The following is a 21309-nucleotide window of genomic DNA, read 5'->3' as shown; positions in this document are numbered from 1 at the left end:
AAAAATCGGGAGGGGCCGACATGACGGGCAAAAGAGACCTTACCGCGAGAGCACCATCAACCACGCCGTCAGCGTCGCCCGTCCTCCTGGAAGATCTCCGCAAGATCATCGAAGAGACGCGACAGGGCGTAGCCGCGACGGTCAACGCCGCCCTGACCCTCCTCTACTGGCGTGTCGGCAGGCGGATCAACGACGAGATCCTCAAGGGCGAACGCGCCGAATACGGCGAGCAGATTATCTCCACTCTGTCAGGAAAGTTGATGGAAGAGTACGGGAAGGGTTTTTCGGAAAAAAGTCTGCGTCACATGCTTCGTTTTGCCGAGGCATTTCCCGATGAACAGATTGTCTCGGCACTGATGAGACAATTGAGCTGGACTCATTTCCTCTCGATCATCTATTTGCCTGATCCTCTTCAGCGCGATTTTTATGCCGAGATGTGCCGGATTGAAGGATGGAGCACTCGCGTTCTCCGGCAGAAGATCGCCTCCATGCTCTACGAGCGCACCGCACTCTCCAGAAAACCTGAGGAACTTGCCCGCACGGAACTTGACGCTCTGAGGGACAAAGACAGACTCACGCCCGATCTCGTCTTCCGCGATCCTTACTTCCTTGATTTTCTCGGGCTCACCGGGGCCTTTCAGGAGAAAGACCTGGAAGCCGCCATACTGCGGGAGATTGAAACGTTCATCCTGGAACTCGGCATCGGGTTCACCTTCGTTGCCCGGCAGAAGCGGATCACCGTCGACGGCGATGACTTTTACATCGACCTTCTCTTCTTCCATCGCCGTCTCCGCCGCCTTGTCGCCGTTGAACTCAAACTGGATACGTTTCGCCCAGAGCACAAGGGGCAGATGGAGTTCTACCTCCGCTGGCTGGATCGGTACGAGCGCCAGCCCGGCGAAGATTGTCCCATCGGGATGATTCTCTGCGCCGGCAAAAAGCAAGAGCAGATCGAACTGCTGGCGCTGGGCAACGCCGGCATCCATGTTGCCGGGTATCTGATGGAACTGCCACCGAGGGAACTTTTGCAGAAAAAACTGCACCGGGCAATTGTCCTGGCCAGAGAGAGGTTCGGGGAAGGGATCGAGAACGATCGCGTCTGAGCGTCGCAGAGAAGAGCAGGTTGCCGGGATCTTCTCTTCACCAATATCCGCTCATTCCGGCAGAAGGAACGCAGGCGCCGCACGTATCCCTCAGGCACCCGCCCCCGGTACCCCGCAAGGTGTTGAGGTGCCGAAGGCAAACCGCTGATTCTCACGCCAGCCCGACCGCCGTCCGGTGCATGATATCGGCCGCGTTTCGCAGCGCCCGCCCGGCGTCCCTGAGGTGGTGGTAGATCTCCCGTTTCCGCAGGGCCGCCATCGCGTCGTTCGTGTGCAGCAGGTCGGCCATGCCCATGATGTAGATGTCCTCGATCCGGTGTATCGCCGCGCGGGCCAGCCTGATCTGCTCCTCCAGTTCGGCGTTGTTCCGGTTCATCACCTTAACGCCGGCGGCGACACAGGCAGTCCCGGCGAGCAGGGCGTCGGCCATCCCGGCGATCGGGCCGTCGGGCTCAACACCGAATGCGTACATCTCCCGCGCCGTCTCGCCGGCGTAGTTCAGGATATAGTCGATCTGCCGCGAGATGCTGTAGATGTCCTGCCGGTCGAACGGCGTGGAGAAGGAGGTGATCAGTTTCTCCTCCAGGTCGTGGCGCATCCGGTCTGCCTCCTCCTCCAGATCCCCCAGTTTCGCCGGGTTCTGAAGTGGACGGGTCTGCAGCCAGTTCACGAACGTCTGCACGCCCACCTGGATATGGCCCGCCTGATCGGCAAGCATGCCCTCGAAATCGTATTCCCTCGGGAAGATGGAGCCGAAGAGGTCCAGCCGCCTTTTTTTTCCCTGATCTTTTGATGGATCTCCCATGACACGATCACGCTCCGGTGAAGAGTGAGATTACGAAATAGACCAGCGCCCCTGAGAGCGCCGTTCCTGGGATCGTCACCACCATGGCGGCGACGATATCTTTTCCGACCCGCCAGTGCACCCGCTGCGGGTTCTCCGCAGCCCCCACCCCGATCACCGAGGTGGTGATCACGTGCGTCGATGATATCGGGGCGCCCGCGAGGGTGGAGAGGGCGATCGTCGCCGCGGAGGAGACCTGGGAGTCGAAAGAATGGATCGGCTCGATCTTGAAGATCCGCCGCCCCAGGGTCCGCATGATCCGCCACCCGCCGCCGAGGGTCCCGAGGGCGAGGAGGACGGCGCACGTGAGCCGCGCCCAGAGGGGGACCTCGACGACCGCCGACTCGCCGGCGGCGAAGAGCACCAGGGCGATGATGCCGAGCTGTTTCTGGGAGTCGTTCGCCCCGTTGAAGAACGCCATCAGTGCGGCCGTGATCCTGTTCAGGCTGACGATCCTCCAGGTGACCGTTTTCTTTGCATTGCGGAGGAGGAGACGGGTCGTCCGGCGCATCAGGTAACTCACCGAAAACCCGACGAAGACCGAGGCGACGAAGAAGACGAGGATCTTCACCAGCCCGACCACTTCGGGCTGCGGCGCCAGGAGTTCTTCTATGCCCCAGTACACGCTTCCCATCCCGGCCGCCGCCATGCCGGCCCCGATCAGGCCGCCGATCAGGGCGTGCGTCGACGACGAGGGGAGGCCGTAGCTCCAGGTCGCAAGGTTCCAGAGGGTTGCGCTCAGGATGGCGGCCAGCAGCACCCACAGCGTCTGGACGCCGGGGTCGAGGGTGAGGAGGCCGGAGAGGGTGAAGGCAACGGCGCTTCCCCCGAGGACGGCGCCGAGAAACGACATCCCGGCCACCAGGACGATCCCCTTTTTCGGCGTCGCCGACCTGGAGGCGACGAGGGTGGCGGCCACGGAGCTGGCGTCCTGAAACCCGTTGGTAAAGGTGAAGGCGAATGCAAGAAGGATTGTGATCGCCGCAACGTCGAGCATACGCGTATCGTGTCTCCAGAAGGCCAGGGCAAGAGGCCCAATTGCCCAGATTTCATCTGGAGGGATAAATAGGTGCTCCCCGGTGCCGGGTCGGGAAAGGTTCATATCCCCCGCACCCGCAGAGGGGAGCATGTCGTACCGGCCGAGGATCACCGACGATAGCGTGCTGCGGCGGTGGATGGCCCTGGAGATCGGGCGGATCAACGAGGGGCTGGCGGCCGAACAGAAGAGCCTGGCCCGCCTGCTCGCGGAGGAGAACCCCGCGACGGTGACGAAGGCGGGCGGCGAGTATGCCTTCGACCGCGCGGTGATCCGGAGGCTCGGGGAGCGCCTCCCGGTCGGCCTCCACGACCGCCTCCGCCTCCCGGTCATCTTCCGGTTCACGCCCGACGTGAAGGAAAGCCTCTATCTCGCCGATCGAACGGCGCTGGAGGCCCTCCAGGCCCTGGGCGAGTTGAGCGAAATGCGGACGATGCAGAAGGGGCGGGCCTGGGTCTCGCGCGCGATCGTGTATGCGATGATGGAGGCCTACCCGACGGCGATCCAGATCGGGATGGGATGATCCCGGGAAAAAGGAGAGGGGTCAGCTCCCCTCGATCATCTCGGCGACGATCCCGCGGAAGCTCTCGCTCTCCTTGTTCAGGCGCTGGTTCGCGGCCTGCACTCCCCGCTCAGTCCCGATCCGCAGAAGCGACGACGCTGCCAGCTGCCGGCAGTACTCGCTCTTGTGGTCCAGGACGCGGATGAAGAAGTCGACCGCCCGCTCGTCGCCGGTCTGCTCCAGGGCCCAGAGGGCCGGGAGCTGCACCCGCCGCTCGCCTGTCCTGATTGTCTGGATCAGGGACTCGACCGCCGGGCCCCCGATCTCCCCGAGGCCCATCGCCGCCTTCCACTGGATGGCCTCGTTCTTGTGTTTGAGGGCCTTGATCAGCGGCTCGACCGCCTCGTCGCCCATCCGGGCCAGGGTCAGTGCGGCGCGGTTCCCCTCTTCTTCATGCGTCTCCAGGATCTCGACGAGGCCGTCGATATCGTGCTGCATCCGGAGTTCTTCGAGATCCGGTCGTTTCTTCAACAGTTCCATCTGTGCCATGGCTTTTCCCCCCGTAGCGGCTGCCTGTTGTCGATGAGAGATAAAGAAGATTTCCACCGGTAGAGACACAGGTGAGATCACAGGACGAGGTGTGCCATGAACACTGATCCCGAGATGTTTTGCCATATGCTCACGCTGCCACCCCGCCAGGATTTTTTGAAAATGTCATGGATAATGTCTCGGAAAAAACCACAATTTTTCACATAATCCACACATAGGAACATAAAATGCGGATTTACCGTGAATGGGTGAAAATGGCCAACAGCGGCGGGCGCCAGGCCCTGAGAAAAGGGGGGTTATTCCTCCACTTCAAAGACTTCGGCGTTGGGGGCGTTGTTCTTCACACTCTCGATACCCTTCAGGCAGGACTCCCTGGACTTGTAGGCCTGGCTGACGGCGATGATCTGGCCGTTGGATGCCTTCAGTCTGAACCTGTATCCTCCGACCTTGTCGTTGTACACCTCAAATTTTCCTTTCGGCATTGTTCCACCGAAGGTAAGGAGGAAGCCACAATATATAAATTTTATTATTTTATCCGGGAGTTTCTACAGCCCTTTTGTATCCGGCATGGCGGTTCCGGCGCCGCGGTCCCCTTCCGGCACCCCTATTACCGGCGGGAGCAAAGATCGATCGATGCACCTCACCTGTCCAGCCTGTGGCCGGGAATGGGAGTATGCCGGGAGCGCCGCCCGCCCCGTCTGCCCTTCATGCAAAAAACGGCTCGGCCCCGTTAAAAAAAAGACGGAGACGAGCGAGTTCGGGGTGTCGAAGCGCGAGTGCCACGACGCCCGCCCCTTTTATAGCCGGCGGATCTATGCCGGCCCGGTCGCGGAGACCCCCGCCCCGGACGCCGGGGGGGTCGTGCCGCCCGAACTCCTGGACACCGTGCTCTGCATGGACAGCCGGCGCATGGACCCGCTCCCTGACAACAGCGTCCACCTGATGGTGACCTCGCCGCCGTACAACGTGGGCAAGACCTACGACGACGACCTGGACCTGGAGGAGTACCTCGGCCTCCTGCGGGAGGTCTTCACCGAGACCTACCGCGTGCTTGTGCCGGGCGGACGGGCCTGCATCAACGTGGCGAACGTGGGCCGGAAGCCCTACATCCCGTATCACAGCCATATCATCGGGCTGATGAACGAGATCGGGTTCCTGATGCGGGGCGAGATCATCTGGAACAAGGCCTCTGGCGCCGGGGTCTCGACGGCCTGGGGGAGCTGGTGCTCGGCCTCGAACCCGACGCTGCGGGACGTCCACGAGTATATCCTGGTCTTTTCAAAGGGGACGTACGGGCGGAAGAGGGGCGACCGGGAGGACACGATCACCAGGGAGCAGTTCCTGGAGTGGACGAAGAGCATCTGGACGTTTCCGACCGAGTCGGCGCGGAAGGTCGGGCACCCGGCGCCGTTCCCGGTGGAGCTGCCGTACCGCTGCATCCAGCTCTATACGTTCAAGGGCGACGTGGTGCTCGACCCGTTCGCGGGGGCCGGGACGACCGGGGTGGCGGCGGTGCGGGCCGGGAGGCGTTTTGTCTGCATCGATGCAGACGAGGGATATGCGGCGCGGGCGAAGGAGCGGCTGCGGGCCGACGGGTGGGATGGCTGAGGAGGTGAGGACGCAACGGCTCCGCCTGGTGCCGGCGACGGAGATACTCACGAACCGATCGGCGCTCTCGCGTGCTCTCGGCGCCACCGTCCCTGATGAGTGGCCGCCAGAGAGCCTGGCTGACGCCCTGCCCCTCTTCCTCTCCTGGCTCCAGGAGGATCCGGGGAGCGCCGGCTGGAACCTCTGGTATGTCGTCGCCGGCGGAACCCTGGTCGGGTCGTGCGGGTTTCTCGGGCGCCCTTCGGCCGAAGGCGAGGTCGAAATCGGCTACGGCGTGCTGCCGGCCTTCCGGGGGCGGGGATATGCGACCGAAGCGGCGGCCGCCCTTATAGGGTGGGCGTTTGCGCACCCGGAGGTCAGGAAAGTGGCGGCGCAGGCGGACCCGCAGAACCGGGCCTCGGTGCGGGTGCTGGAGAAGATCGGGTTTGTGCCGGACGGCGCCGGGGATGAGGGGTGCGTGCGGTTTGTGATCGGCCCGTCTGCCTGAGCCGTACCCAAAAACCCTCAAAATGACTTCGTTGAAGCCCTCCGGTAGCCTGGTTCCATGGCATCGGCATACCCGGCCTCCCGTTCCCTCACGCGAAGCCGCGAAGGCCGCGAAGAATGAATCCCTGCAATTTTCCCCCAAACCTTCGCGTCTATAGCGTGAGATCCTCGCGAAAAACTGGCTCTGTCGAAAAACACCCTTCAGAGGATATACTGCTGACTTCTATCGACGAACAGGTAATAAATATCATGAGGTTTTGACAGGCATTTCTACATAGTCCTCAAAACGGTTATTTTCCCGATCCACAGGATCCGCCCCACCTCCGGGCGATGACATATAATAGGACGGATTGAGAAAAGAAAGAACGGCAGCCCCCGGATTGAATCGTGCGCCAACACAAGTTCAGGGAGGACCGACACCATGACTCCGGCGCGCAGAGATATAAAACCACCGGATCCGGTTCTCCCCTGGCCCGGGGAGACCTGCCGGGGCTTTAACGACAGAACGGGAGAGGCGGCGGATGGTGATCTGCCCCTGTTCCACCAGAAAAAAGAGCGCACCCTGGCGGGCCCTTCACTTCTTACCGTCGATCCTGATCACGTGCCAGCCGAACTGGGTCTTCACCGGGCCGACGACCTCACCCTCTTTCCCGGCGAGGCAGGCCTTCTCGAAGGGTGCGACCATCTGGCCCCTCGAAAACCAGCCGAGTTTTCCCCCGTCCTTGCCCGAGGGGCACTTCGAGTGTTTTCTGGCGAGGGCCTCGAAGTTCTCGCCGGACTTGATCCGCTGCATGAGCTCCTGCGCCTCTGCCATGGTTCCCACCAGGATGTGGGAGGCGTTGCACTGTACCATGCTCACCTGTTGGACGCCGGGCGATATCAGGGGAACGGTCGGGGCCAGTGCTGATGGTATTCAGCACCTCTTCGGTGAAAACGACCGGGAGGATGCCAGTGCCATACGCGGTATGGCCCGCAATAAACCCCCTCTTCTTCCCGGGCGCATTCAGTCTATCCCGAAGATCGGCATGAACCCCGGCCGACCAATCAGGGAACACGGACAGATCATTCTATTCTGAATCATCGCTCTCACCGGAACGTACTTATTCACCCCTGACAACAGGGACATCATTCTACGGACGGTTCAGGCCGCCCGCAGGAGAGGGGGGGGATAGAACATGAGTTTTGCAAGTCAGGTAACGGTTGTCTACCCGAGGATGGAGATGATCGACAGGATCCTCGGGAGTTCGGTGAAAAGTGCGGCAGAAGAGCACCTCGGCGTGATCGATTCCCTGATGATCGATACGTCCTCCGGGCTGGTCACCTTCGCTGTCATCTCCTCGGGCGGGATCCTGGGCCTCGGGGAGAAGTACTTCCCTGTACCCTGGCAGGCACTCTCGCGTGAGCCAGGACAGGATGAATATACCCTGAAAGTCCGGGAGGAGACGTTTAAAAATGCTCCAAGTTTCGACAGGGGCAACCCACCGAGGTCCGACGACCTCGCATGGTTCGAACGGGTGTACCATTTCTACGGGGTCGAACCGGTCTGGTAAGGAGGGGCCAGGTAAACAGTCCGCAGGGGAGGGCAGAGCCCCTCCTCACTTCTTCTCCACCGGGCCCCGGCATAGTACACGCTGATCTCCGCCGTGTCCCTGAGGAAATCGATCCGCTCGACCTCGCACCTGATGACGTTCAGTCCGGTCCGCTCCCTGAGATCGGCGATCAGCTCATCCCGGCGGTCTGCCCGCACGAGGTCGATCTTCTCGTAGACGACCTGCTTTCGCCTGAGTTCTGGCCGGAACCCGAGGCCCTTCTCCAGCGCCCAGATGATCAGGATGATCACGGCGTCCGAGAGGAGCAGTTGCGCGTACACCCCGCTCCTGAGCAGGATCGAGTTCAGGACCGGCAGGTTTTCGTATTTTCCATGTGTCACTCAAACTCTCGATAGGATCCCAAAAAACATAAGGACGCCCGGCGACACTCCGTTAAGGAAAAATTACATGCCCACATCCCCCTCCACGCTCAAAACCACTGTCGGCACCCTCTCGCTCGACAACCCCTTCCTGCTCGCCTCTGGCCCCCCGACCGCGTCGGGCGACCAGATCAGGCACGCCTTCCGGCTCGGCTGGGGAGGGGCGGTGACAAAGACCATTGTCCCGGATTCGATGGAGATCGCCGATGTCTCGCCCCGTTTTGCCGCCTGGAAAGGAGAGGGGGCCGGGCTCCTGGGCTTCGAGAACATCGAACTGCTCAGCAAGCGGGACCTTGCCTGCTGGACCGGGGAGATTGCCACCATCAAAAAAGAGTTCCCTGAGCAGGTTCTGATCGCAAGCATCATGGCCTCGCCCGATCCGGCGGAGTGGCGGGACCTTGCCGGCGCCGTTGTCGATGCCGGGGCGGATGCGGTCGAACTGAACGTCTCCTGCCCCCACGGCATGCCCGAACTGGGCGTCGGCGCCGCACTCGGGCAGCACCCTCATCTTGTCAGGGAGGTGACGCACGCCGTGCGGAATGCCGTCGAGGTCCCTCTGATCGTCAAACTCACGCCCAACGTGACGGACATCCTGCCTGTCGCAAAGGCGGCGGTGGCAGGCGGGGCCGACATCCTTGCGGCGATCAACACGGTGCAGTGCCTGATGGGCGTCGACCTCGACACCCTCGAACCCCTCCCGTCGGTGGCCGGGGCCGGGACCTACGGGGGATATTCCGGCCCGGCGACAAAACCGATCGGGCTCCGCATCGTCTCGCAGATTGCACGGGAACTCCCGGTCCCGATCATGGGTATCGGCGGGATCTCGCGCTGGCAGGATGCGGCCGAGTACCTCGCGGTGGGGGCGTCGGCGGTCCAGGTCTGCACCGCGGTGATGTGGAGCGGGGCCGGGATCGTCCGCGGCCTCGCCGAGGGACTTTCCGGCTACCTGGCAGAGCGGGGCCTCTCCGGGCCGGGTGCCCTGCGGGGTCTGGCCCTTCCTCGCCTCGGGACGCATGAGGCCCTCTCGCGGGATGCCGCCTGCTCGGCCCGTGCGGAGTCGGTGCAGAACTGCACCGTCTGCGGCCGTTGCGTCACCGCCTGCCGGGACGGGGGGTCTGGTGCGATCTCGATCGCCGACCGGCGGGTGGCGGTCGATGAGGGCCGGTGCGACGGCTGCGGGTTGTGCTCCCTCGTATGCCCGGAGGGCGTGATGGTCGTGCGGCCCCGCTCGGAGGTGAACGGGAGGTCGGCGGCCACACGCCTATCGGGGAAGGGTCTGGCGGCGTAGGCAGGGCGTCTCGTGTGCCCGTACACGATCGACGGGCTTCATGCTGGACCGTGCGGGTTCGGTCGATCATGGTAAATAGGATCAATCCTTACAATCCTGCAATGGCTGCCACGAAACGCGTGCCGGTATCAGAGGGGGTGTGGGCCGATCTCTCCGCCCTGAAGGGGGCCGGGCAGACCTATGACGATCTCCTCGCCGCGATGATCGAGCAGGAAAAGAAGCGGCGTTTCATCGAGGATATGGACCGCATCGAAGAAGAGGGGGATTTCGTGGAGCTGGACGTTGACGTACCGGGTGCTGATTGATCGCACGGTCAACATCGCTCTTCAACGCCTCAGCCCGAAGAGCCGGCGTGTCATCATGGAGAAACTGGCCGCTCTTGCCGTAGACCCGTGCCCCGGCAGCGGCGGCGACAGGGAACGCCTCCATGTGCAGGGGCGCGACGACACCTATCGCCTTCATATCGGCCGCACCTACACCGCGTTCTACCGGATCCGCGAACCTGAGCAGGAGGTGCTGGTCCTCACCGTGATGTCGAACGAACAGGCGCATAAGAAGTATGGGGATTTTTAAATGCCCCCCATCTTCCCCCTCAGCGGCAGACCCGCCCGGCAGCAGGCCGTCATCGGCGCCGCCGTCCTCGTCTGCATCCTCCTCTTCCTCGTCGCACTCCCCTATCAGGTACAACCCGCGCCGGTGCACGTCCAGGTCCTGGCGGTCAACGATTTCCACGGGCAGGTGTCCGCAGGGCAGAAACTCGACTGCGAGGCGGCCGGCAGCGCCCCGGTGCTCGCATCGTACCTCGAAGCCGCTCTCGTCGACGACGGAGCGGCGGCGACGCTCATCGCCCTCCCCGGCGACGTGGTCGGCGCATCGCCCCCGGAGTCCGGCCTCCTCCTGGACGAGCCCACGATGCTCTTCTTCAACGCCCTCGCCGAGGACTCGCCCGGCGGGCCGTACACCATGATCGCCACCTTCGGCAACCACGAGTTCGATAAGGGCACGGAAGAGTTGATGCGGAAGATCGAGGGCGGGAACGGTGCGACGAACATCACCCACCTGGTCGACCCCTATCCGGGCTCGAACATGACCTTCGTCTCGTCGAACGTCCTCTGGGAGGCGAACGGCACGCCCCTCGTAGATCCCTGCGTGATCCTGGACGCCGGCGGCGTGCGGATCGCCTTCATCGGCGCCGACACCGTCGAGACCCCCACGATCCAGAAGCAGGCGAACCTCGAGGGCGTCGTCTTCGAGGACGAGGCTACATCGATCAACCGCTACGTCCCCGAGATCCAGCAGGCGGGCGTGCACGCCATCGTCGTCCTCCTCCACGAGGGCGGTGAGCAGGAGGCCTACGACGGCCCGACAGGGGACGGGGGCACCGTCACCGGCAGGGTCACCGAGATCGTCGCCGCCCTCGACCCTGACGTCGATGTCGTCCTCTCGGCCCATACCCATGCGTTCACCAACGCCTACCTGGAGAACGCCGGGAAAAACCCGGTGCTCGTGACGCAGGCGTACAGTTACAGCAGGGCGTTCGCCGACGTCGATCTCTTCATCGATCCCGTCTCAGGCGATATCGTCGAGAAATCGGCCGAGATCGTCCGGGCATATGCGGACCGCCCGCCCGGCACCACTCCCGATCCCGAAGCATCCGCCTTCCTCGCCGCCGTCGAAGAGACGGTCGGGCCGATGACCGAGCGGATCGTCACGACGGCCCAGGCCGACATCACCCGGGAGCAGACAGGCGCCGGCGAATGCGCACTCGGCAACCTCGTCGCTGACGGCCAGCGGGCGGCGATGGGCACCGAGATCGCCTTTGTCACCACCGGGTCCCTGAGGGCAGATATCGCGAAGGGTAATGTCACCTGGGGCGATCTCTACGCCGTGCAGCCCTTCTCCTCGAGCGTGCTCTCGATGACGCTGACCGGGGCGGAGGTCGAAGACGCCCTGGAGCGGCAGTGGGAGGCGCCGCTGCCGCCCCACAACCTGGCGGTCTCCGGGCTCTCGTACACCTACGACGATGAAAAGCCAGCCGGCGAACGGGTCACCGCCGTCCTGGTGAACGGCACGCCCATCGACCCGGCCGCGAACTACACGGCGGCGATGGTCGACTTCCTGGCCGGCGGCGGCGACAGCTACACCGTCTTTACAAACGGCACCGATATCGTCTACGGCCCGGTCGACGTCGACGCCCTGGTCTCGTACATGAGAACGCTCCCCGCCCCGGTGGAGGTGCGCGAACTGACCCGGATCGCGAAAACGGCGTGAAGGCGCCGGATCGCCGTTCAAAAAAAGAGTATTCTGGTTATGGGCCCGTTCGTCTTACATCGGGACCGGCGTCGTCACGCTCACGACCGAGACCATGAAATAGGCGGCGAGGAGGGCGATGAGGACGAGCGGGATGACGACGGCGATCGCCACGCCGATGACCGCCCGTGCGGTGCTGATCCCCTGGAGGTCGCGGATGCCGAGGACGTACAGCACCAGCGACCAGAGCGAGAAGATGATGCCGACGAACGGGATCCAGCCGAGGAGGAGGCCGGGCGTGCTCCCGTAGAAGAGTGCGTTCACGGTCTGCATGATCCCCTCGCGCCCGCCGACGACGTAGACCCAGAGGTGCACCCATGCAGCGAAGACGAGCATGCCGACAAAGCCGCCGATGACCGTCATGATCAGGTCGGCGACGATCCCGACCGCTCCACCGGTCCCGAAGACGGCGCGGACCAGCGAGGAGATGACGGCGTAGAAGAGGAGGAGCGCGCCGAAATACGTGAATACGGCACGAGGTTCATCATTTTTTGACTGCCGGAATGTTTCAACGGGTTCCAGGAAAAATCCTTTCACCCTGGCGACGATGGTGTCGATCATAGTGTGCAATGTTGGTTCTGAATGGAATAAAGATTTGATTGATCCAGATCGGCTTCATAATCGGGCTATGATAAAATCTGCGTGAAATCCGGCAGGAACGGGATTTTAAAAGATCACGGTCCCCTCCCCCACCTTTATATCCCGTCTCTCCCATCCCTCCTCAATGATCCCGGAAACCTTCACCTGCGACGCCGTCACCTGGGAGCGGGCCGTCTCTCTCTCCCGCACCCTGGCGGCGAAGGTCCGCGCCTCGGGCTTTCGCCCCGACCTCGTCGTCGCCGTCGGCCGCGGCGGCTATGTCCCGGCAAGAATCGTCTGCGACGAACTCCTGATCATGGACCTGGCCGGCATCAGGGTCGAGCACTGGGGGACGGCCGAGCACAAAAACGAGCGGGCCGTGGTCCGCCGCCCCCTTGCAGACGACATTACCGGTCTCGCCATCCTGGTCGTCGACGACGTCACCGACACCGGCGATACCCTCACGGCAGCGCTCGACCACCTGGAGGGCCGCGGGGCAGGCGAGATCAGGACCGGGGTGCTCGTCCACAAACAGGTCTGCGGGGTCGCCCCTGACTACCACGCCGAGTTCGCCCCGTCGTGGCACTGGGTGATCTTCCCCTGGGCCCGCCACGAGGACGTCTTCGGCTTCACCGGCAAGGTGCTTGCCGACGAACCCGCCGAAATGGCGGAGATCAGGGCGATCCTGGCCGGGAGGTACGGCCTCCTCGCCGGCGAGGAGGAGATCCTCGAAGCCCTCGCCGACCTGGTCGCCGCGGGCCGGGCGGTGCAGGACGGCCCGCGCTACCTGCTCGCGCCCCGCGAGTGAGGGCGACAACAACCGTTATTTCCCCCAACAGACGGAATGGCGGCCGGTAAGGACGGGGCGACCTGCTGGTCAGGGTCACCGTCTCGATCCCCCGTGCCAGGACGGCGCGGCAGAGAGACCTCCTGCGACAGTTCCTGGAAGAAAAAGGGTGACGCCGCCAGATCGCAATCTATACCACCGCCAGCGGCAGAGACTCTGATCTCCATGCGCCGCTCCAGCCTGATCACCGCACTCTCAGTAATCGGGTTCTTTGCGATCTTCTCCACCACGATCTCGAAAAACCCGGTCCTGCCCCTCTTCTCCCAGGCCCTCGGCGCCGGCGAGGTGACGATCGGGCTGATCGCGGCAGTCTCACCGGCCGCAGGGATCCTCTTATCCTTTCCGGTGGGCGTGCTCGCCGACCGCATCGGCGCAAAACGGTTACTCACCGCATCGGCCCTCGTCTTTCTCACCGCCCCGCTCCTCTACCTCTTCGTCGCCGATCCCCTCTGGCTCATCCCGGTCAGATTTTTCCACGGCCTGGCGACGGCGATCCTGGGGCCGGTGGCATTGATCACGATCTACACCGCCTACCCTGAGGCAAAGGGGGAGATGAGCGGAATCTACTCGTCGGCAACCCTTGTGGGGCGGACGGCGGCGCCGCTCGTCGGCGGGATCATCCTCTCGGCCTCGGCTGCGGCGGCCGGATTCACCGCCTATCATCTGGTCTATGGCGCCGCATTCCTCGCAGCGATCCCGGTGCTCTTCCTGGTGCTCACCCTGAAAGACGCACCGGGGGGTCCGGCCGGGGCAAAGGGGCAGACGGTCTCCTTCACAGCAAGCCTGCGAGGATTTTTGCAGAGCCCGCCCCTCCTCTCCACAGCCCTCGTGGAGATGGCAGCGTACTTCACCTTCGGGATCTTCGAGATCTGGCTCCCGCTGTATCTCATCGCCGCCGGTGTCCAGGAGTACCTGATAGGTCTCCTCTTTGCCCTCCAGGTTGTCGCCGTCGCCGTCTCCAAACCGTTTTTCGGCGCCCTCCCGGATCAGAAGGGCAGGCGGATCCAGATCGTCGCCGGGCTTCTTGCAGAAGGGGGCTGCATCGCTGCTCTCGCCTTCACCGTCGCCGTCCCGGTGGTGATGGCGGTCGGCATCTGTTTCGGGCTTGCCCTCTCCCTGGTCACGGTATCGACCGGGGCCTACATCGCCGACCTCTCTGACCGCGAGCGCCTCGGCGCCTCGGTCGGCGCCCTCAGCGCGATCATGGACATCGGGCACGCATCAGGGCCGCTCGTCGCCGGGGCAGTCATCGCCATCGCAGGCTACGCCGCGGGTTTTCTCCTGCCGGCCGTTCTTGCCGCCGGTATCGCCGCAGTCTTTATCGGAACGGGCAGAAGTGCCGCATAAAAAAGAGTGGAGAGTCGTTTCCCTGAGCCCCGGCCGGGTTCAGACCCTCACACCAGAACAGCACTCGGCCATTCCGGAGACCCCACCGCCCCGGAATCTCTCGACCGCCCCCCTGACGGCGGCGATGAGGTCGGTGTAGAATTTCATGCTGACGCCGCTTTTCTGGAGGACGTCCGACGCCCCGGCGCCGCGGGCGCGCCGCTCAAGACCATCTGAGAAGCTTCCGGTGATCAGGATATACGGGACGGGGTTCCCCTCCCTCCTGATCCGCCCGAGGAGCTGGACGCCGTTCATCTCCGGCATATCGTAGTCTGAGATGCAGATATCGAAGTACTCGGCCTCCAGCCTGTTCAGGGCGTCTCCCGGCGACCCTGTACTGGAAACCTCAAATCCTCCGATGTTCTCAAGATAAAGACTGATCGTGTCAAGCAACGCTGGATCGTCGTCCACGGTGAGGACCCTGATGGCCTCTCCGGTGTGGGGGCTCATGAGAGGTAGTGTACAACCGTAATATATATGATTTTCGATATATTCCGACATTAAAATTCAATGAATTATCCATCAGTTTATTTTTAAATCCGGATTCCCGAAAATTTCAGGTAATAACTCGGAGTAATATATATGGCACCGTATTGGGGCCGTATTCACCCCTCATCTCCCCGGTATCGCTGCGAAATTCCTCGCAGTCATGGAATCCTTTATCCCTCTCAGGGAAGAGGTTGTTGCATGAAGCGAATGGTGCTTGGAACCGCCGCCGCACTCCTGCTCTGCGCCTGCATCCTCGGCGCAGGCTGCACCGGAGGGGAACCGGCGGACGCAACAACGCCGACGCCGACGGAGAACGGGTCCGTCGGGATGGCGAACCCTGCCGCCGTATGGTGCGAGCAGATGGGATACGGCTATGAGATCCGAAAAGACGCCTCAGGAGGAGAGTACGGTGTCTGCATCTTCGGCAACGGCATGGAGGCCGACGAATGGGCGGTCTACCGTGCGGCAATGGGAGCCTACAACGAGACGGCGAACGGGACAGTGGTCGACGTCACGAAGGGCGACATCGTCGCGATCGCCCTTGCGGAGAACCCGACGACCGGTTACGGGTGGAACGCCACCCTCTCCGCCGGGCTCACCCTCTTAAACGACACCTATGTCGTGGATGAGCACCCTGCGGGCATGGTCGGTGTCGGCGGGACGCGGACCTGGATCCTGAGGGCCGACGGCACCGGGGACCAGACCTTCTCCGCGGTGTACAAACGCCCCTGGGAGAACGCCACCGCCCAGGACGAGACCTTCTCCCTCTCCTTCACCGTCGCCTGAGGCGGCAACTTCACCCTCTCTTTTTTTCCGGGACCATTGATATAGGAGGAGATGATATGGGGGGTGAGGATCGAGATGAAGATCACCGGATTTGTCGGAAGCCCGAGAAAAGGGGGGAACACCGATGTGCTTGTCAGGCAGGCCCTCGCGGGAGCGGAGGAGGCAGGGGCGGCGACCAGGCTTATCTATCTCAACGACGTCGCTTTCCGCGACTGCCAGGGGTGCGGGTTCTGCAAACGTGCCGGGGCGTGCCGGCTCAACGACGGCATGGAAGAACTCTACGCGGCGATCAGGGAGTCGGACGGGATCATCCTGGGGTCGCCGGTCTATTTCGGGATGATCACCGGGACGGCGAAGAGTTTCATCGACCGCTGGTACGCTTTCCTCAACGACGATTTCACCACCCGCCTCTCGCCCGGAAAGACGGCCGCCCTCGTCCTGCCGCAGGGCGACGTAAACCCTGACGTCTATGCGCCGATGGCCACCCATTTCTCGGTGACCCTGGAGTTCTTCGGCTTCCGTGTGGCGGCCCCGCTGATCGCCGCCGGGATGCTGGACGCGGGCGACGCCGCGAAGGACGAGGCGCTGATGGCGCGGGCCTATGCCCTGGGGCAGGCGCTGGTCCCGTCGCAGACCGAGAAGTAGGCCTCGGCCTCCTCCAGGAACGACTCCCGGCTGGCATAGAACTCCCGGGCGAGGAGAAAGATCCGGGCGGCGTCGCCGACCGCCCGGTGCGGACTCAGGAACGGAGAGTATCGATCGGGAACCGGGTAGCGGTAATGCTTCGACCTGATGGCGCCGGCGCCCTTTCCAAACCCGATGATGCATCCGGCGCGATCGAGCGAGAGGAAATTTTTCATCCCGAGCGCCGCCCCGACCTCGCGCTGGAGGTCGGTGCAGGCGTACGGCCCGAGGTCGAACCCGGCCCGGTCGAGGGCCCGGCACTCCATGCTCCGGGCAAAGAAGGTGAACGCAGCCGGATCGTGCCTGGCACAGAGGGCGTCCATGAAGAGGGCGAGATCGGCGAAGGAGGAGGCCGCAGCCGCCCGCGCCTCCCGCCAACCGGCCCGATTGAGCCTGAAGCGCGGGTCGTACGGGAGGCCGCCGGTTCCCTGTCCCGGGTTTGCCACCGTGGTCATAACGCCGGTCCGGCGGCCGAGGTTGTCGGTGCTGCTCCGCCAGATCTCGACCTCGAGGTCATGGGCGAAGGTTCGTCCCACAAACGCAGCGCAGTCGGCTACGGGATCGTAGGTGACCACGCCGACCTCGATGGGCATGACGATTTTTCGGTGCGTCCCGTAGACATGGCCAAACTCCATGTCGATGAAGGCGACCGGCCCCTCTTCAGGTTCCATTCTAGGATACGACAACGAAGACCTTCTTTGTGGCACCGCATCTCGGGCAGAGCCAGGTCTCGGGGAGTTTTTCAAAGGGCGTTTTTGGCGGGATGTTCTGGGAGGCGTCGCCGGAGACAGGATTATAGATATAGCCGCACTTTGTGCACTTGTACATGTCCATGGTGCGAAGGAGGGCACAATGGTATTTATGGGTTTTGAAATCCGTGCAGAGAACGGTGCCAGACGTGCATGCTTTCGCACCCCCCGCAGATCTGGGTGTTGTTGATCAGGGTGCCGCCCTGTTTCCCTGACGGTGCAGGTCTCCAGCGGCCAGACGAACACCCCCTTCGCAACCCTGACCAACGACGACGAGGAGCACGACTAAGCGCGACGGCTTCGGCAGATGGCACACCACCGACCCGAACCTCGTCGACACCGACGGCCACTCAAACTACGTGGAATACCTCGACCCGATCGCGTATGAAGATCGTCGCGCCCCGATGAAACACCTGATCGTTAAAAACCCCTATTCCGTGGGGATCGCCGGCAATGCGTCGCACAGCCCGGAGAGAGGAGACCCTCTCATCCAATCTGCCGCGAGGATTTATCGGCCGCCCGCCCAAACCTGTAGGAGGATGTACTACCACCTCATCCTCACCGACGCCTGCAACCTCTGCTGCTCGTACTGCCGGGCAAAGGACTTCGAGGAGAGCGACCCCCCGGAGAGGGAGGCGGCGGTGGACGAGAACATCCCGCCCGACCTCGACTTCGATCTCGCCTGCCTCTACCGTTTCCTGGGACAGGACACCTCTCCAGTCCTCACCTTCTACGGCGGCGAGCCCCTCCTGAGATCAGACCTGATCAGAGAGATCATGGAGCACGCCCCGCCCTGCCAGTTCATGATCCAGACCAACGGCCTCCTCCTCCACCGGCTTGAGCGCGAAATCGTCAACCGCTTCTCGACGGTACTCGTCTCAATCGACGGCCCGCAAGCCCTCACCGACGTACACCGCGGCGCCGGCGTCTATGCGACGGTGATGAAGAACGTGCGGGCGCTCCGCGCCGGCGGCTACGCGGGCGAACTCATCGCCCGGATGACCGCCGACGAGGAGACCGATATCGAGGAGGCGGTCCTCCACCTCGATAGGATCGAGGAGAACCCCTTCTCGGCGATCCACTGGCAGATCGACGCCAACTTCTGGGGCGACTGGGCCCGCCGGGACTTCGCCCGCTGGGCGGAGGAGTCCTACAACCCCGGCATCCGCCGCCTGGTCAGGCGATGGGTCGGCGAGATGGAGGCCGGGAGGGTGCCGCGGTGGTACCCCTTCCTCGGATGCATGGCCGACCTCCTTTCAGGGCAGGAGAGCCGCCTGCGCTGCGGCTGCGGATATATGAACTACACGGTGATGACCGACGGCACGATCGTCCCCTGCCCATGTATGGCCGGAATGACGGATTGGTACCTCGGGCATATCTCGACGACCGCCCCGGCCGATCTCAGGGTCGCCCCGGTGGGAGAGCCCTGCACCACCTGCGATATCGCCGGGTTCTGCGGGGGGCGATGCCTGTACTCCAACATCCTCCGCCCCTGGCCCGTCGAAGGGCGAAGCGTCGTCTGCGGGACGGTCAGGAACCTCCGCGACGCCCTCGTCGGGGCAGTCCCTGCCGTGCGCCGCCTCATCGACGATGGCGTGATCTCGACCGAGGACTTCTCCTTCGAGCACTACAACGGCTGCGAGATCATCCCGTGAACCGGGCAATACCATCATAACGGCCCGGCCGAAAGATAGAGAGAGAACGTATGGAAAACGATGAGATTCGCCGATACCTGATGGATTACACCCTCTCCGCTTCGCAGGCGACCGAGGTCGAGGAGATCGCCATCGGCGAAGGGCGCTATCCCCGGTACGTCAACGAGTACTGGACGGCCGGACAGCGACAGACCTCATCGATCCATGAGATATCGTATCGCGCCTGCTTCAAACCCCAGCTCCCGGCCTTTTTTATAAAATGGCTCTCGGCCGAGGGGGAGACCGTCTACGACCCCTTCGGCGGCCGGGGGACGACGGCGATCGAGGCGGCGCTGCTGAAACGAAAGGTCATCTCAAACGACACCAACCCCCTGAGCAGGATCCTCACAGAACCGCGGCTGCATATCCCGGCGATAGACGAGGTCGCCCGGAGACTGGAGGAGATCGAGACCGGCGGGGATGAGTGCGCCGATATCGACCTCTCGATGTTCTACCACCCGAAGACCGAGGCGGAGATCGTCTCCCTGAGAGACTACCTCTCGGCGCGGCGCACCGACGGCACCGAGGACGCCGTCGACCGCTGGATCAGGATGGTCGCCACAAACCGGCTGACCGGACACTCCAGGGGTTTTTTCTCGGTCTATACGCTGCCCCCGAACCAGGCGGTATCGCAGGAGAGCCAGAGAAAGATCAACGAGAAGCGGAGTCAGGCGCCCGAATACAGGAATACAAAAGGGCTCATCCTGAAAAAGTCCAGGAGCCTGGTGCGAAACCTCACCCCTGATCAGATCGACGCCCTGAATGCCGCAGGGAAAACGGCCCTGTTCTTGCATGGGGACGCGAGATCGACCCGGGAGATCAGAGCCAATTCGGTCAGGGTGACGGTCACCTCGCCCCCGTTCTTGAACATCGTCCAGTATTCAAAGGACAACTGGCTGCGGTGCTGGTTCAACGCCCTGGACACGGAGCAGATCGCAGGACAGATCACGATGGCGAGGACCGTCGAAGCCTGGTCCGCTGTCATGAGCGACGTCTTCAGGGAACTCTACAGGATCACGACCGGCGGCGGGTATGTCGCCTTCGAGGTCGGCGAGGTGAACAAAGGGAAGATACGCCTGGACGAGCACGTGATCCCGCTCGGTCTCGGTGCAGGCTTCGAATGTCCGGGCGTCCTGGCCAACGTCCAGGAGTTCACGAAGACCTCCAATATCTGGGGCGTAAACAACAACAACGCCGGGACGAACACGAACAGGATCGTCCTGTTCAGAAAGGCGGCGTGACCCCGGCGGGGTCAGGAAAAAAATGGATCCGGGCCCTCCCCTCAGGGGAAGGAGAGGGACATCTCGCGTTTCGCCAGGATCTTGAGCCTGGTCGAATACGTCCCGGCGGAATGGCCCGCACCGGATACGTCGCCGCGCGCAAGGTCGCGCAGGAGGATGTCCCTGATCACCATGCTCGCATGCACCTGGATATAGCTGCGCTGGTCGTGCGTCCACCAGCGGTGCACCGGGGCGGTGAACCCGCAGTACGGGCAGGAGTAATCAGTGCCCGAGTCCTCCTCAAAGGCATAGAGGCGGTTCGAGTTCAGTACGTTGAACGAGTTCAGGCGCGCCTTGGAGATGCGCTCAATCTCCTGTTCGTTCAGCTGCATCTTGAAGGTCCGTGCGCAGGACGGGCAGGTCCTGGCAATAAACCCGTCGTCATCAAAAGGAAACGGAATACGAATGGTAATGTCGCTCATAGCTTGCTCACCCCGGGGATCTCTTCCCGGCAGCGTGGGGGCGGGGATCTCTCGAGTTCCCCATTCACCATGAATCCAGAGCCAATATATACTCTTCGAAATGATGCCATGCTCTGGTGCATGGCAGATGTGCATTCCAACATCTCCTCGCAAATCATAATATTTTCTCAGGATAATGAGGGAATGCCGCACGGGTGCGGCGGAGGGGGGAAGAATGGGAAGGATTGAAGAGATGGAGTCCGCAGGCGATCTTGACGGGATCGCCGATAAAGTGCGAAGCGGGGCGGCGAGCGAGCGGGTCGCCGCCGCATGGAAACTCGGGGCCCACGGCGACGAAGGGGTCAGGCGCCTGATGCCGCTCCTCCTCGAGGGCGATCTCGAAGAGCGGTGGCGGGCGGCCATGGGACTGACCCGGGCAGGAAACAAAGCCGTCGATCCCCTGATCGGCGCCCTCGCCAGCGAGCGGCCCGAGACCAGGAGCGCCGCGGCCTGGGCCCTGCAGGAGATCGGGGACCGAAAGGCCGTAAAGCCGCTGATCAAAGCCCTCGAGGACTCCCGCGACTCATGCCGCTGGATGGCGGCCGCGTGCCTGATCAGGTTCGCTGACGAAGAGGGACTCAAAGCCCTTGAAAAGACCCTTGAAAAAGAGAGCGAGGAGGCCAGGGGGTATATCGGCCTGCTCGCGGAGGGGTCCTGAG

The 21309-nt window shown here is 63.1% G+C and carries 27 protein-coding genes; 16 read left to right on the top strand and 11 right to left on the bottom strand.

Translation table 11 applies throughout. From position 1 onward, the window contains the following. Positions 1 to 20: 20 nt before the first annotated feature. Positions 21 to 1103 carry a PDDEXK nuclease domain-containing protein gene (locus HWN36_RS07645; RefSeq protein ID WP_176788805.1) on the top strand — a complete coding sequence of 361 codons (1083 nt, stop codon included), beginning with the start codon at positions 21 to 23 and terminating at the stop codon, positions 1101 to 1103. A 151-nt stretch (positions 1104 to 1254) separates the two neighbouring features. On the opposite strand, the gene HWN36_RS07640 is transcribed toward HWN36_RS07645, so the two are convergent. Together HWN36_RS07640 and HWN36_RS07635 are read right to left on the bottom strand one after the other, a co-directional pair. After that, the gene (locus HWN36_RS07640; RefSeq protein WP_176788804.1) at positions 1255 to 1908 is read right to left on the bottom strand and encodes a DUF47 domain-containing protein; all 654 of its coding nucleotides are present in this window, start codon (positions 1906 to 1908) and stop codon (positions 1255 to 1257) included. Between the two features lie 7 nt (positions 1909 to 1915). Then, positions 1916 to 2944, bottom strand: a complete 1029-nt coding sequence (locus HWN36_RS07635; protein ID WP_176788803.1) for an inorganic phosphate transporter — start codon at positions 2942 to 2944, stop codon at positions 1916 to 1918. 130 nt (positions 2945 to 3074) lie between these two features. Here HWN36_RS07635 and HWN36_RS07630 point away from each other — a divergent pair, with 130 nt between their 5' ends. Then, the gene (locus HWN36_RS07630; RefSeq protein WP_176788802.1) at positions 3075 to 3506 is read left to right on the top strand and encodes a DUF61 family protein; all 432 of its coding nucleotides are present in this window, start codon (positions 3075 to 3077) and stop codon (positions 3504 to 3506) included. Between the two features lie 21 nt (positions 3507 to 3527). On the opposite strand, the gene HWN36_RS07625 is transcribed toward HWN36_RS07630, so the two are convergent. Both HWN36_RS07625 and HWN36_RS07620 read right to left on the bottom strand, forming a co-directional pair. Beyond that, complete coding sequence (locus tag HWN36_RS07625) at positions 3528 to 4034, bottom strand: HEAT repeat domain-containing protein (RefSeq protein WP_176788801.1); 507 nt, start codon at positions 4032 to 4034, stop codon at positions 3528 to 3530. Positions 4035 to 4330: 296 nt separating this feature from the next. Next, positions 4331 to 4516 (bottom strand): YegP family protein, encoded by a 186-nt coding sequence (locus HWN36_RS07620; RefSeq protein WP_004040500.1) that lies wholly within the window; start codon positions 4514 to 4516, stop codon positions 4331 to 4333. 151 nt (positions 4517 to 4667) lie between these two features. Between HWN36_RS07620 and HWN36_RS07615 the strand changes: the two genes are divergently transcribed. Both HWN36_RS07615 and HWN36_RS07610 read left to right on the top strand, forming a co-directional pair. Next, complete coding sequence (locus HWN36_RS07615; protein ID WP_176788800.1) at positions 4668 to 5642, top strand: DNA-methyltransferase; 975 nt, start codon at positions 4668 to 4670, stop codon at positions 5640 to 5642. Next, positions 5635 to 6129 (top strand): GNAT family N-acetyltransferase, encoded by a 495-nt coding sequence (locus HWN36_RS07610; protein ID WP_176788799.1) that lies wholly within the window; start codon positions 5635 to 5637, stop codon positions 6127 to 6129. Before HWN36_RS07615 ends, HWN36_RS07610 begins: the two co-directional genes overlap by 8 nt. 573 nt (positions 6130 to 6702) lie before the next feature. Here HWN36_RS07610 and HWN36_RS07605 read toward each other — a convergent pair. Then, positions 6703 to 6981 carry a peptidylprolyl isomerase gene (locus HWN36_RS07605; RefSeq protein ID WP_176788798.1) on the bottom strand — a complete coding sequence of 93 codons (279 nt, stop codon included), beginning with the start codon at positions 6979 to 6981 and terminating at the stop codon, positions 6703 to 6705. A 322-nt stretch (positions 6982 to 7303) separates the two neighbouring features. Here HWN36_RS07605 and HWN36_RS07600 point away from each other — a divergent pair, with 322 nt between their 5' ends. Beyond that, positions 7304 to 7678 carry a PRC-barrel domain-containing protein gene (locus tag HWN36_RS07600; RefSeq protein ID WP_176788797.1) on the top strand — a complete coding sequence of 125 codons (375 nt, stop codon included), beginning with the start codon at positions 7304 to 7306 and terminating at the stop codon, positions 7676 to 7678. Here HWN36_RS07600 and HWN36_RS07595 read toward each other — a convergent pair. Beyond that, positions 7654 to 8058: a DUF4956 domain-containing protein gene (locus HWN36_RS07595; RefSeq protein WP_343044954.1), complete on the bottom strand. Its 405-nt coding sequence runs from the start codon at positions 8056 to 8058 to the stop codon at positions 7654 to 7656. The two genes, HWN36_RS07600 and HWN36_RS07595, sit on opposite strands and share 25 nt — an antisense overlap. 67 nt (positions 8059 to 8125) lie before the next feature. On the opposite strand from HWN36_RS07595, the gene preA reads away from it, so the two are divergent. From preA to HWN36_RS07575, 4 genes are all read left to right on the top strand, one after another. Then, positions 8126 to 9385 carry an NAD-dependent dihydropyrimidine dehydrogenase subunit PreA gene (gene preA / locus HWN36_RS07590; RefSeq protein ID WP_246269872.1) on the top strand — a complete coding sequence of 420 codons (1260 nt, stop codon included), beginning with the start codon at positions 8126 to 8128 and terminating at the stop codon, positions 9383 to 9385. A 101-nt stretch (positions 9386 to 9486) separates the two neighbouring features. After that, positions 9487 to 9690 carry a hypothetical protein gene (locus HWN36_RS07585; protein WP_176788796.1) on the top strand — a complete coding sequence of 68 codons (204 nt, stop codon included), beginning with the start codon at positions 9487 to 9489 and terminating at the stop codon, positions 9688 to 9690. Beyond that, positions 9680 to 9958, top strand: a complete 279-nt coding sequence (locus HWN36_RS07580; RefSeq protein WP_343044953.1) for a type II toxin-antitoxin system RelE family toxin — start codon at positions 9680 to 9682, stop codon at positions 9956 to 9958. Before HWN36_RS07585 ends, HWN36_RS07580 begins: the two co-directional genes overlap by 11 nt. Continuing rightward, positions 9959 to 11656: a bifunctional metallophosphatase/5'-nucleotidase gene (locus HWN36_RS07575; RefSeq protein ID WP_176788795.1), complete on the top strand. Its 1698-nt coding sequence runs from the start codon at positions 9959 to 9961 to the stop codon at positions 11654 to 11656. It begins immediately after the preceding gene. 54 nt (positions 11657 to 11710) lie between these two features. Here the strand turns inward: HWN36_RS07575 and HWN36_RS07570 are convergent, their stop codons facing one another. Then, a complete protein-coding gene (locus tag HWN36_RS07570) occupies positions 11711 to 12256 on the bottom strand; it encodes a YIP1 family protein (protein ID WP_176788794.1) in 546 nt (181 codons plus the stop codon). A 163-nt stretch (positions 12257 to 12419) separates the two neighbouring features. Here HWN36_RS07570 and HWN36_RS07565 point away from each other — a divergent pair, with 163 nt between their 5' ends. Further along, positions 12420 to 13082 (top strand): phosphoribosyltransferase, encoded by a 663-nt coding sequence (locus HWN36_RS07565; protein ID WP_176788793.1) that lies wholly within the window; start codon positions 12420 to 12422, stop codon positions 13080 to 13082. 204 nt (positions 13083 to 13286) lie between these two features. Further along, positions 13287 to 14468, top strand: a complete 1182-nt coding sequence (locus tag HWN36_RS07560) for an MFS transporter (RefSeq protein ID WP_176788792.1) — start codon at positions 13287 to 13289, stop codon at positions 14466 to 14468. A gap of 39 nt (positions 14469 to 14507) precedes the next feature. Here HWN36_RS07560 and HWN36_RS07555 read toward each other — a convergent pair whose 3' ends face one another. Next, complete coding sequence (locus HWN36_RS07555; RefSeq protein WP_176788791.1) at positions 14508 to 14957, bottom strand: response regulator; 450 nt, start codon at positions 14955 to 14957, stop codon at positions 14508 to 14510. A gap of 237 nt (positions 14958 to 15194) precedes the next feature. On the opposite strand from HWN36_RS07555, the gene HWN36_RS07550 reads away from it, so the two are divergent. Continuing rightward, positions 15195 to 15782, top strand: a complete 588-nt coding sequence (locus HWN36_RS07550; RefSeq protein ID WP_246269871.1) for a protease inhibitor I42 family protein — start codon at positions 15195 to 15197, stop codon at positions 15780 to 15782. A gap of 75 nt (positions 15783 to 15857) precedes the next feature. After that, positions 15858 to 16427 carry a flavodoxin family protein gene (locus HWN36_RS07545; protein ID WP_176788789.1) on the top strand — a complete coding sequence of 190 codons (570 nt, stop codon included), beginning with the start codon at positions 15858 to 15860 and terminating at the stop codon, positions 16425 to 16427. Here HWN36_RS07545 and HWN36_RS07540 read toward each other — a convergent pair. Next, on the bottom strand, positions 16382 to 17137 hold the full coding sequence (locus HWN36_RS07540) for a hypothetical protein (protein ID WP_176788788.1): 756 nt from the start codon (positions 17135 to 17137) through the stop codon (positions 16382 to 16384). The genes HWN36_RS07545 and HWN36_RS07540 overlap by 46 nt on opposite strands. Position 17138: 1 nt before the next feature. Continuing rightward, the gene (locus HWN36_RS07535) at positions 17139 to 17300 is read right to left on the bottom strand and encodes a rubredoxin (protein WP_176788787.1); all 162 of its coding nucleotides are present in this window, start codon (positions 17298 to 17300) and stop codon (positions 17139 to 17141) included. 454 nt (positions 17301 to 17754) lie between these two features. Here HWN36_RS07535 and HWN36_RS07530 point away from each other — a divergent pair, with 454 nt between their 5' ends. Both HWN36_RS07530 and HWN36_RS07525 read left to right on the top strand, forming a co-directional pair. Beyond that, positions 17755 to 18870 carry a TIGR04084 family radical SAM/SPASM domain-containing protein gene (locus HWN36_RS07530; protein ID WP_176788786.1) on the top strand — a complete coding sequence of 372 codons (1116 nt, stop codon included), beginning with the start codon at positions 17755 to 17757 and terminating at the stop codon, positions 18868 to 18870. Between the two features lie 50 nt (positions 18871 to 18920). Further along, entirely contained in the window at positions 18921 to 20150 is a 1230-nt protein-coding gene (locus tag HWN36_RS07525; protein ID WP_176788785.1) for a DNA methyltransferase, read from the top strand. Positions 20151 to 20191: 41 nt separating this feature from the next. Here the strand turns inward: HWN36_RS07525 and HWN36_RS07520 are convergent, their stop codons facing one another. Beyond that, positions 20192 to 20611, bottom strand: a complete 420-nt coding sequence (locus HWN36_RS07520) for a hypothetical protein (RefSeq protein ID WP_176788784.1) — start codon at positions 20609 to 20611, stop codon at positions 20192 to 20194. A 214-nt stretch (positions 20612 to 20825) separates the two neighbouring features. Here HWN36_RS07520 and HWN36_RS07515 point away from each other — a divergent pair, with 214 nt between their 5' ends. Next, positions 20826 to 21308, top strand: coding sequence for a HEAT repeat domain-containing protein (locus HWN36_RS07515; RefSeq protein ID WP_176788783.1), 483 nt, complete (start codon positions 20826 to 20828; stop codon positions 21306 to 21308). Position 21309 lies beyond the last annotated feature (1 nt).

It is taken from the genome of Methanofollis tationis, assembly GCF_013377755.1.
In the GTDB taxonomy this organism is placed as follows: Archaea; Halobacteriota; Methanomicrobia; order Methanomicrobiales; family Methanofollaceae; genus Methanofollis; species Methanofollis tationis.
This window is presented reverse-complemented; position numbering and strand designations above follow the sequence as displayed.

Bases quoted from the DNA above. Each gene is read 5' to 3' on its own strand.
- HWN36_RS07645 (WP_176788805.1), top strand. From the start codon at position 21: ATGACGGGCAAAAGAGACCTTACCGCGAGAGCACCATCAACCACGCCG.
- HWN36_RS07640 (WP_176788804.1), bottom strand. From the start codon at position 1,908: ATGGGAGATCCATCAAAAGATCAGGGAAAAAAAAGGCGGCTGGACCTC.
- HWN36_RS07635 (WP_176788803.1), bottom strand. From the start codon at position 2,944: ATGCTCGACGTTGCGGCGATCACAATCCTTCTTGCATTCGCCTTCACC.
- HWN36_RS07630 (WP_176788802.1), top strand. From the start codon at position 3,075: ATGTCGTACCGGCCGAGGATCACCGACGATAGCGTGCTGCGGCGGTGG.
- HWN36_RS07625 (WP_176788801.1), bottom strand. From the start codon at position 4,034: ATGGCACAGATGGAACTGTTGAAGAAACGACCGGATCTCGAAGAACTC.
- HWN36_RS07620 (WP_004040500.1), bottom strand. From the start codon at position 4,516: ATGCCGAAAGGAAAATTTGAGGTGTACAACGACAAGGTCGGAGGATAC.
- HWN36_RS07615 (WP_176788800.1), top strand. From the start codon at position 4,668: ATGCACCTCACCTGTCCAGCCTGTGGCCGGGAATGGGAGTATGCCGGG.
- HWN36_RS07610 (WP_176788799.1), top strand. From the start codon at position 5,635: ATGGCTGAGGAGGTGAGGACGCAACGGCTCCGCCTGGTGCCGGCGACG.
- HWN36_RS07605 (WP_176788798.1), bottom strand. From the start codon at position 6,981: ATGGTACAGTGCAACGCCTCCCACATCCTGGTGGGAACCATGGCAGAG.
- HWN36_RS07600 (WP_176788797.1), top strand. From the start codon at position 7,304: ATGAGTTTTGCAAGTCAGGTAACGGTTGTCTACCCGAGGATGGAGATG.
- preA (WP_246269872.1), top strand. From the start codon at position 8,126: ATGCCCACATCCCCCTCCACGCTCAAAACCACTGTCGGCACCCTCTCG.
- HWN36_RS07585 (WP_176788796.1), top strand. From the start codon at position 9,487: ATGGCTGCCACGAAACGCGTGCCGGTATCAGAGGGGGTGTGGGCCGAT.
- HWN36_RS07575 (WP_176788795.1), top strand. From the start codon at position 9,959: ATGCCCCCCATCTTCCCCCTCAGCGGCAGACCCGCCCGGCAGCAGGCC.
- HWN36_RS07570 (WP_176788794.1), bottom strand. From the start codon at position 12,256: ATGATCGACACCATCGTCGCCAGGGTGAAAGGATTTTTCCTGGAACCC.
- HWN36_RS07565 (WP_176788793.1), top strand. From the start codon at position 12,420: ATGATCCCGGAAACCTTCACCTGCGACGCCGTCACCTGGGAGCGGGCC.
- HWN36_RS07560 (WP_176788792.1), top strand. From the start codon at position 13,287: ATGCGCCGCTCCAGCCTGATCACCGCACTCTCAGTAATCGGGTTCTTT.
- HWN36_RS07555 (WP_176788791.1), bottom strand. From the start codon at position 14,957: ATGAGCCCCCACACCGGAGAGGCCATCAGGGTCCTCACCGTGGACGAC.
- HWN36_RS07550 (WP_246269871.1), top strand. From the start codon at position 15,195: ATGAAGCGAATGGTGCTTGGAACCGCCGCCGCACTCCTGCTCTGCGCC.
- HWN36_RS07545 (WP_176788789.1), top strand. From the start codon at position 15,858: ATGAAGATCACCGGATTTGTCGGAAGCCCGAGAAAAGGGGGGAACACC.
- HWN36_RS07540 (WP_176788788.1), bottom strand. From the start codon at position 17,137: ATGGAACCTGAAGAGGGGCCGGTCGCCTTCATCGACATGGAGTTTGGC.
- HWN36_RS07535 (WP_176788787.1), bottom strand. From the start codon at position 17,300: ATGGACATGTACAAGTGCACAAAGTGCGGCTATATCTATAATCCTGTC.
- HWN36_RS07530 (WP_176788786.1), top strand. From the start codon at position 17,755: ATGTACTACCACCTCATCCTCACCGACGCCTGCAACCTCTGCTGCTCG.
- HWN36_RS07525 (WP_176788785.1), top strand. From the start codon at position 18,921: ATGGAAAACGATGAGATTCGCCGATACCTGATGGATTACACCCTCTCC.
- HWN36_RS07520 (WP_176788784.1), bottom strand. From the start codon at position 20,611: ATGAGCGACATTACCATTCGTATTCCGTTTCCTTTTGATGACGACGGG.
- HWN36_RS07515 (WP_176788783.1), top strand. From the start codon at position 20,826: ATGGGAAGGATTGAAGAGATGGAGTCCGCAGGCGATCTTGACGGGATC.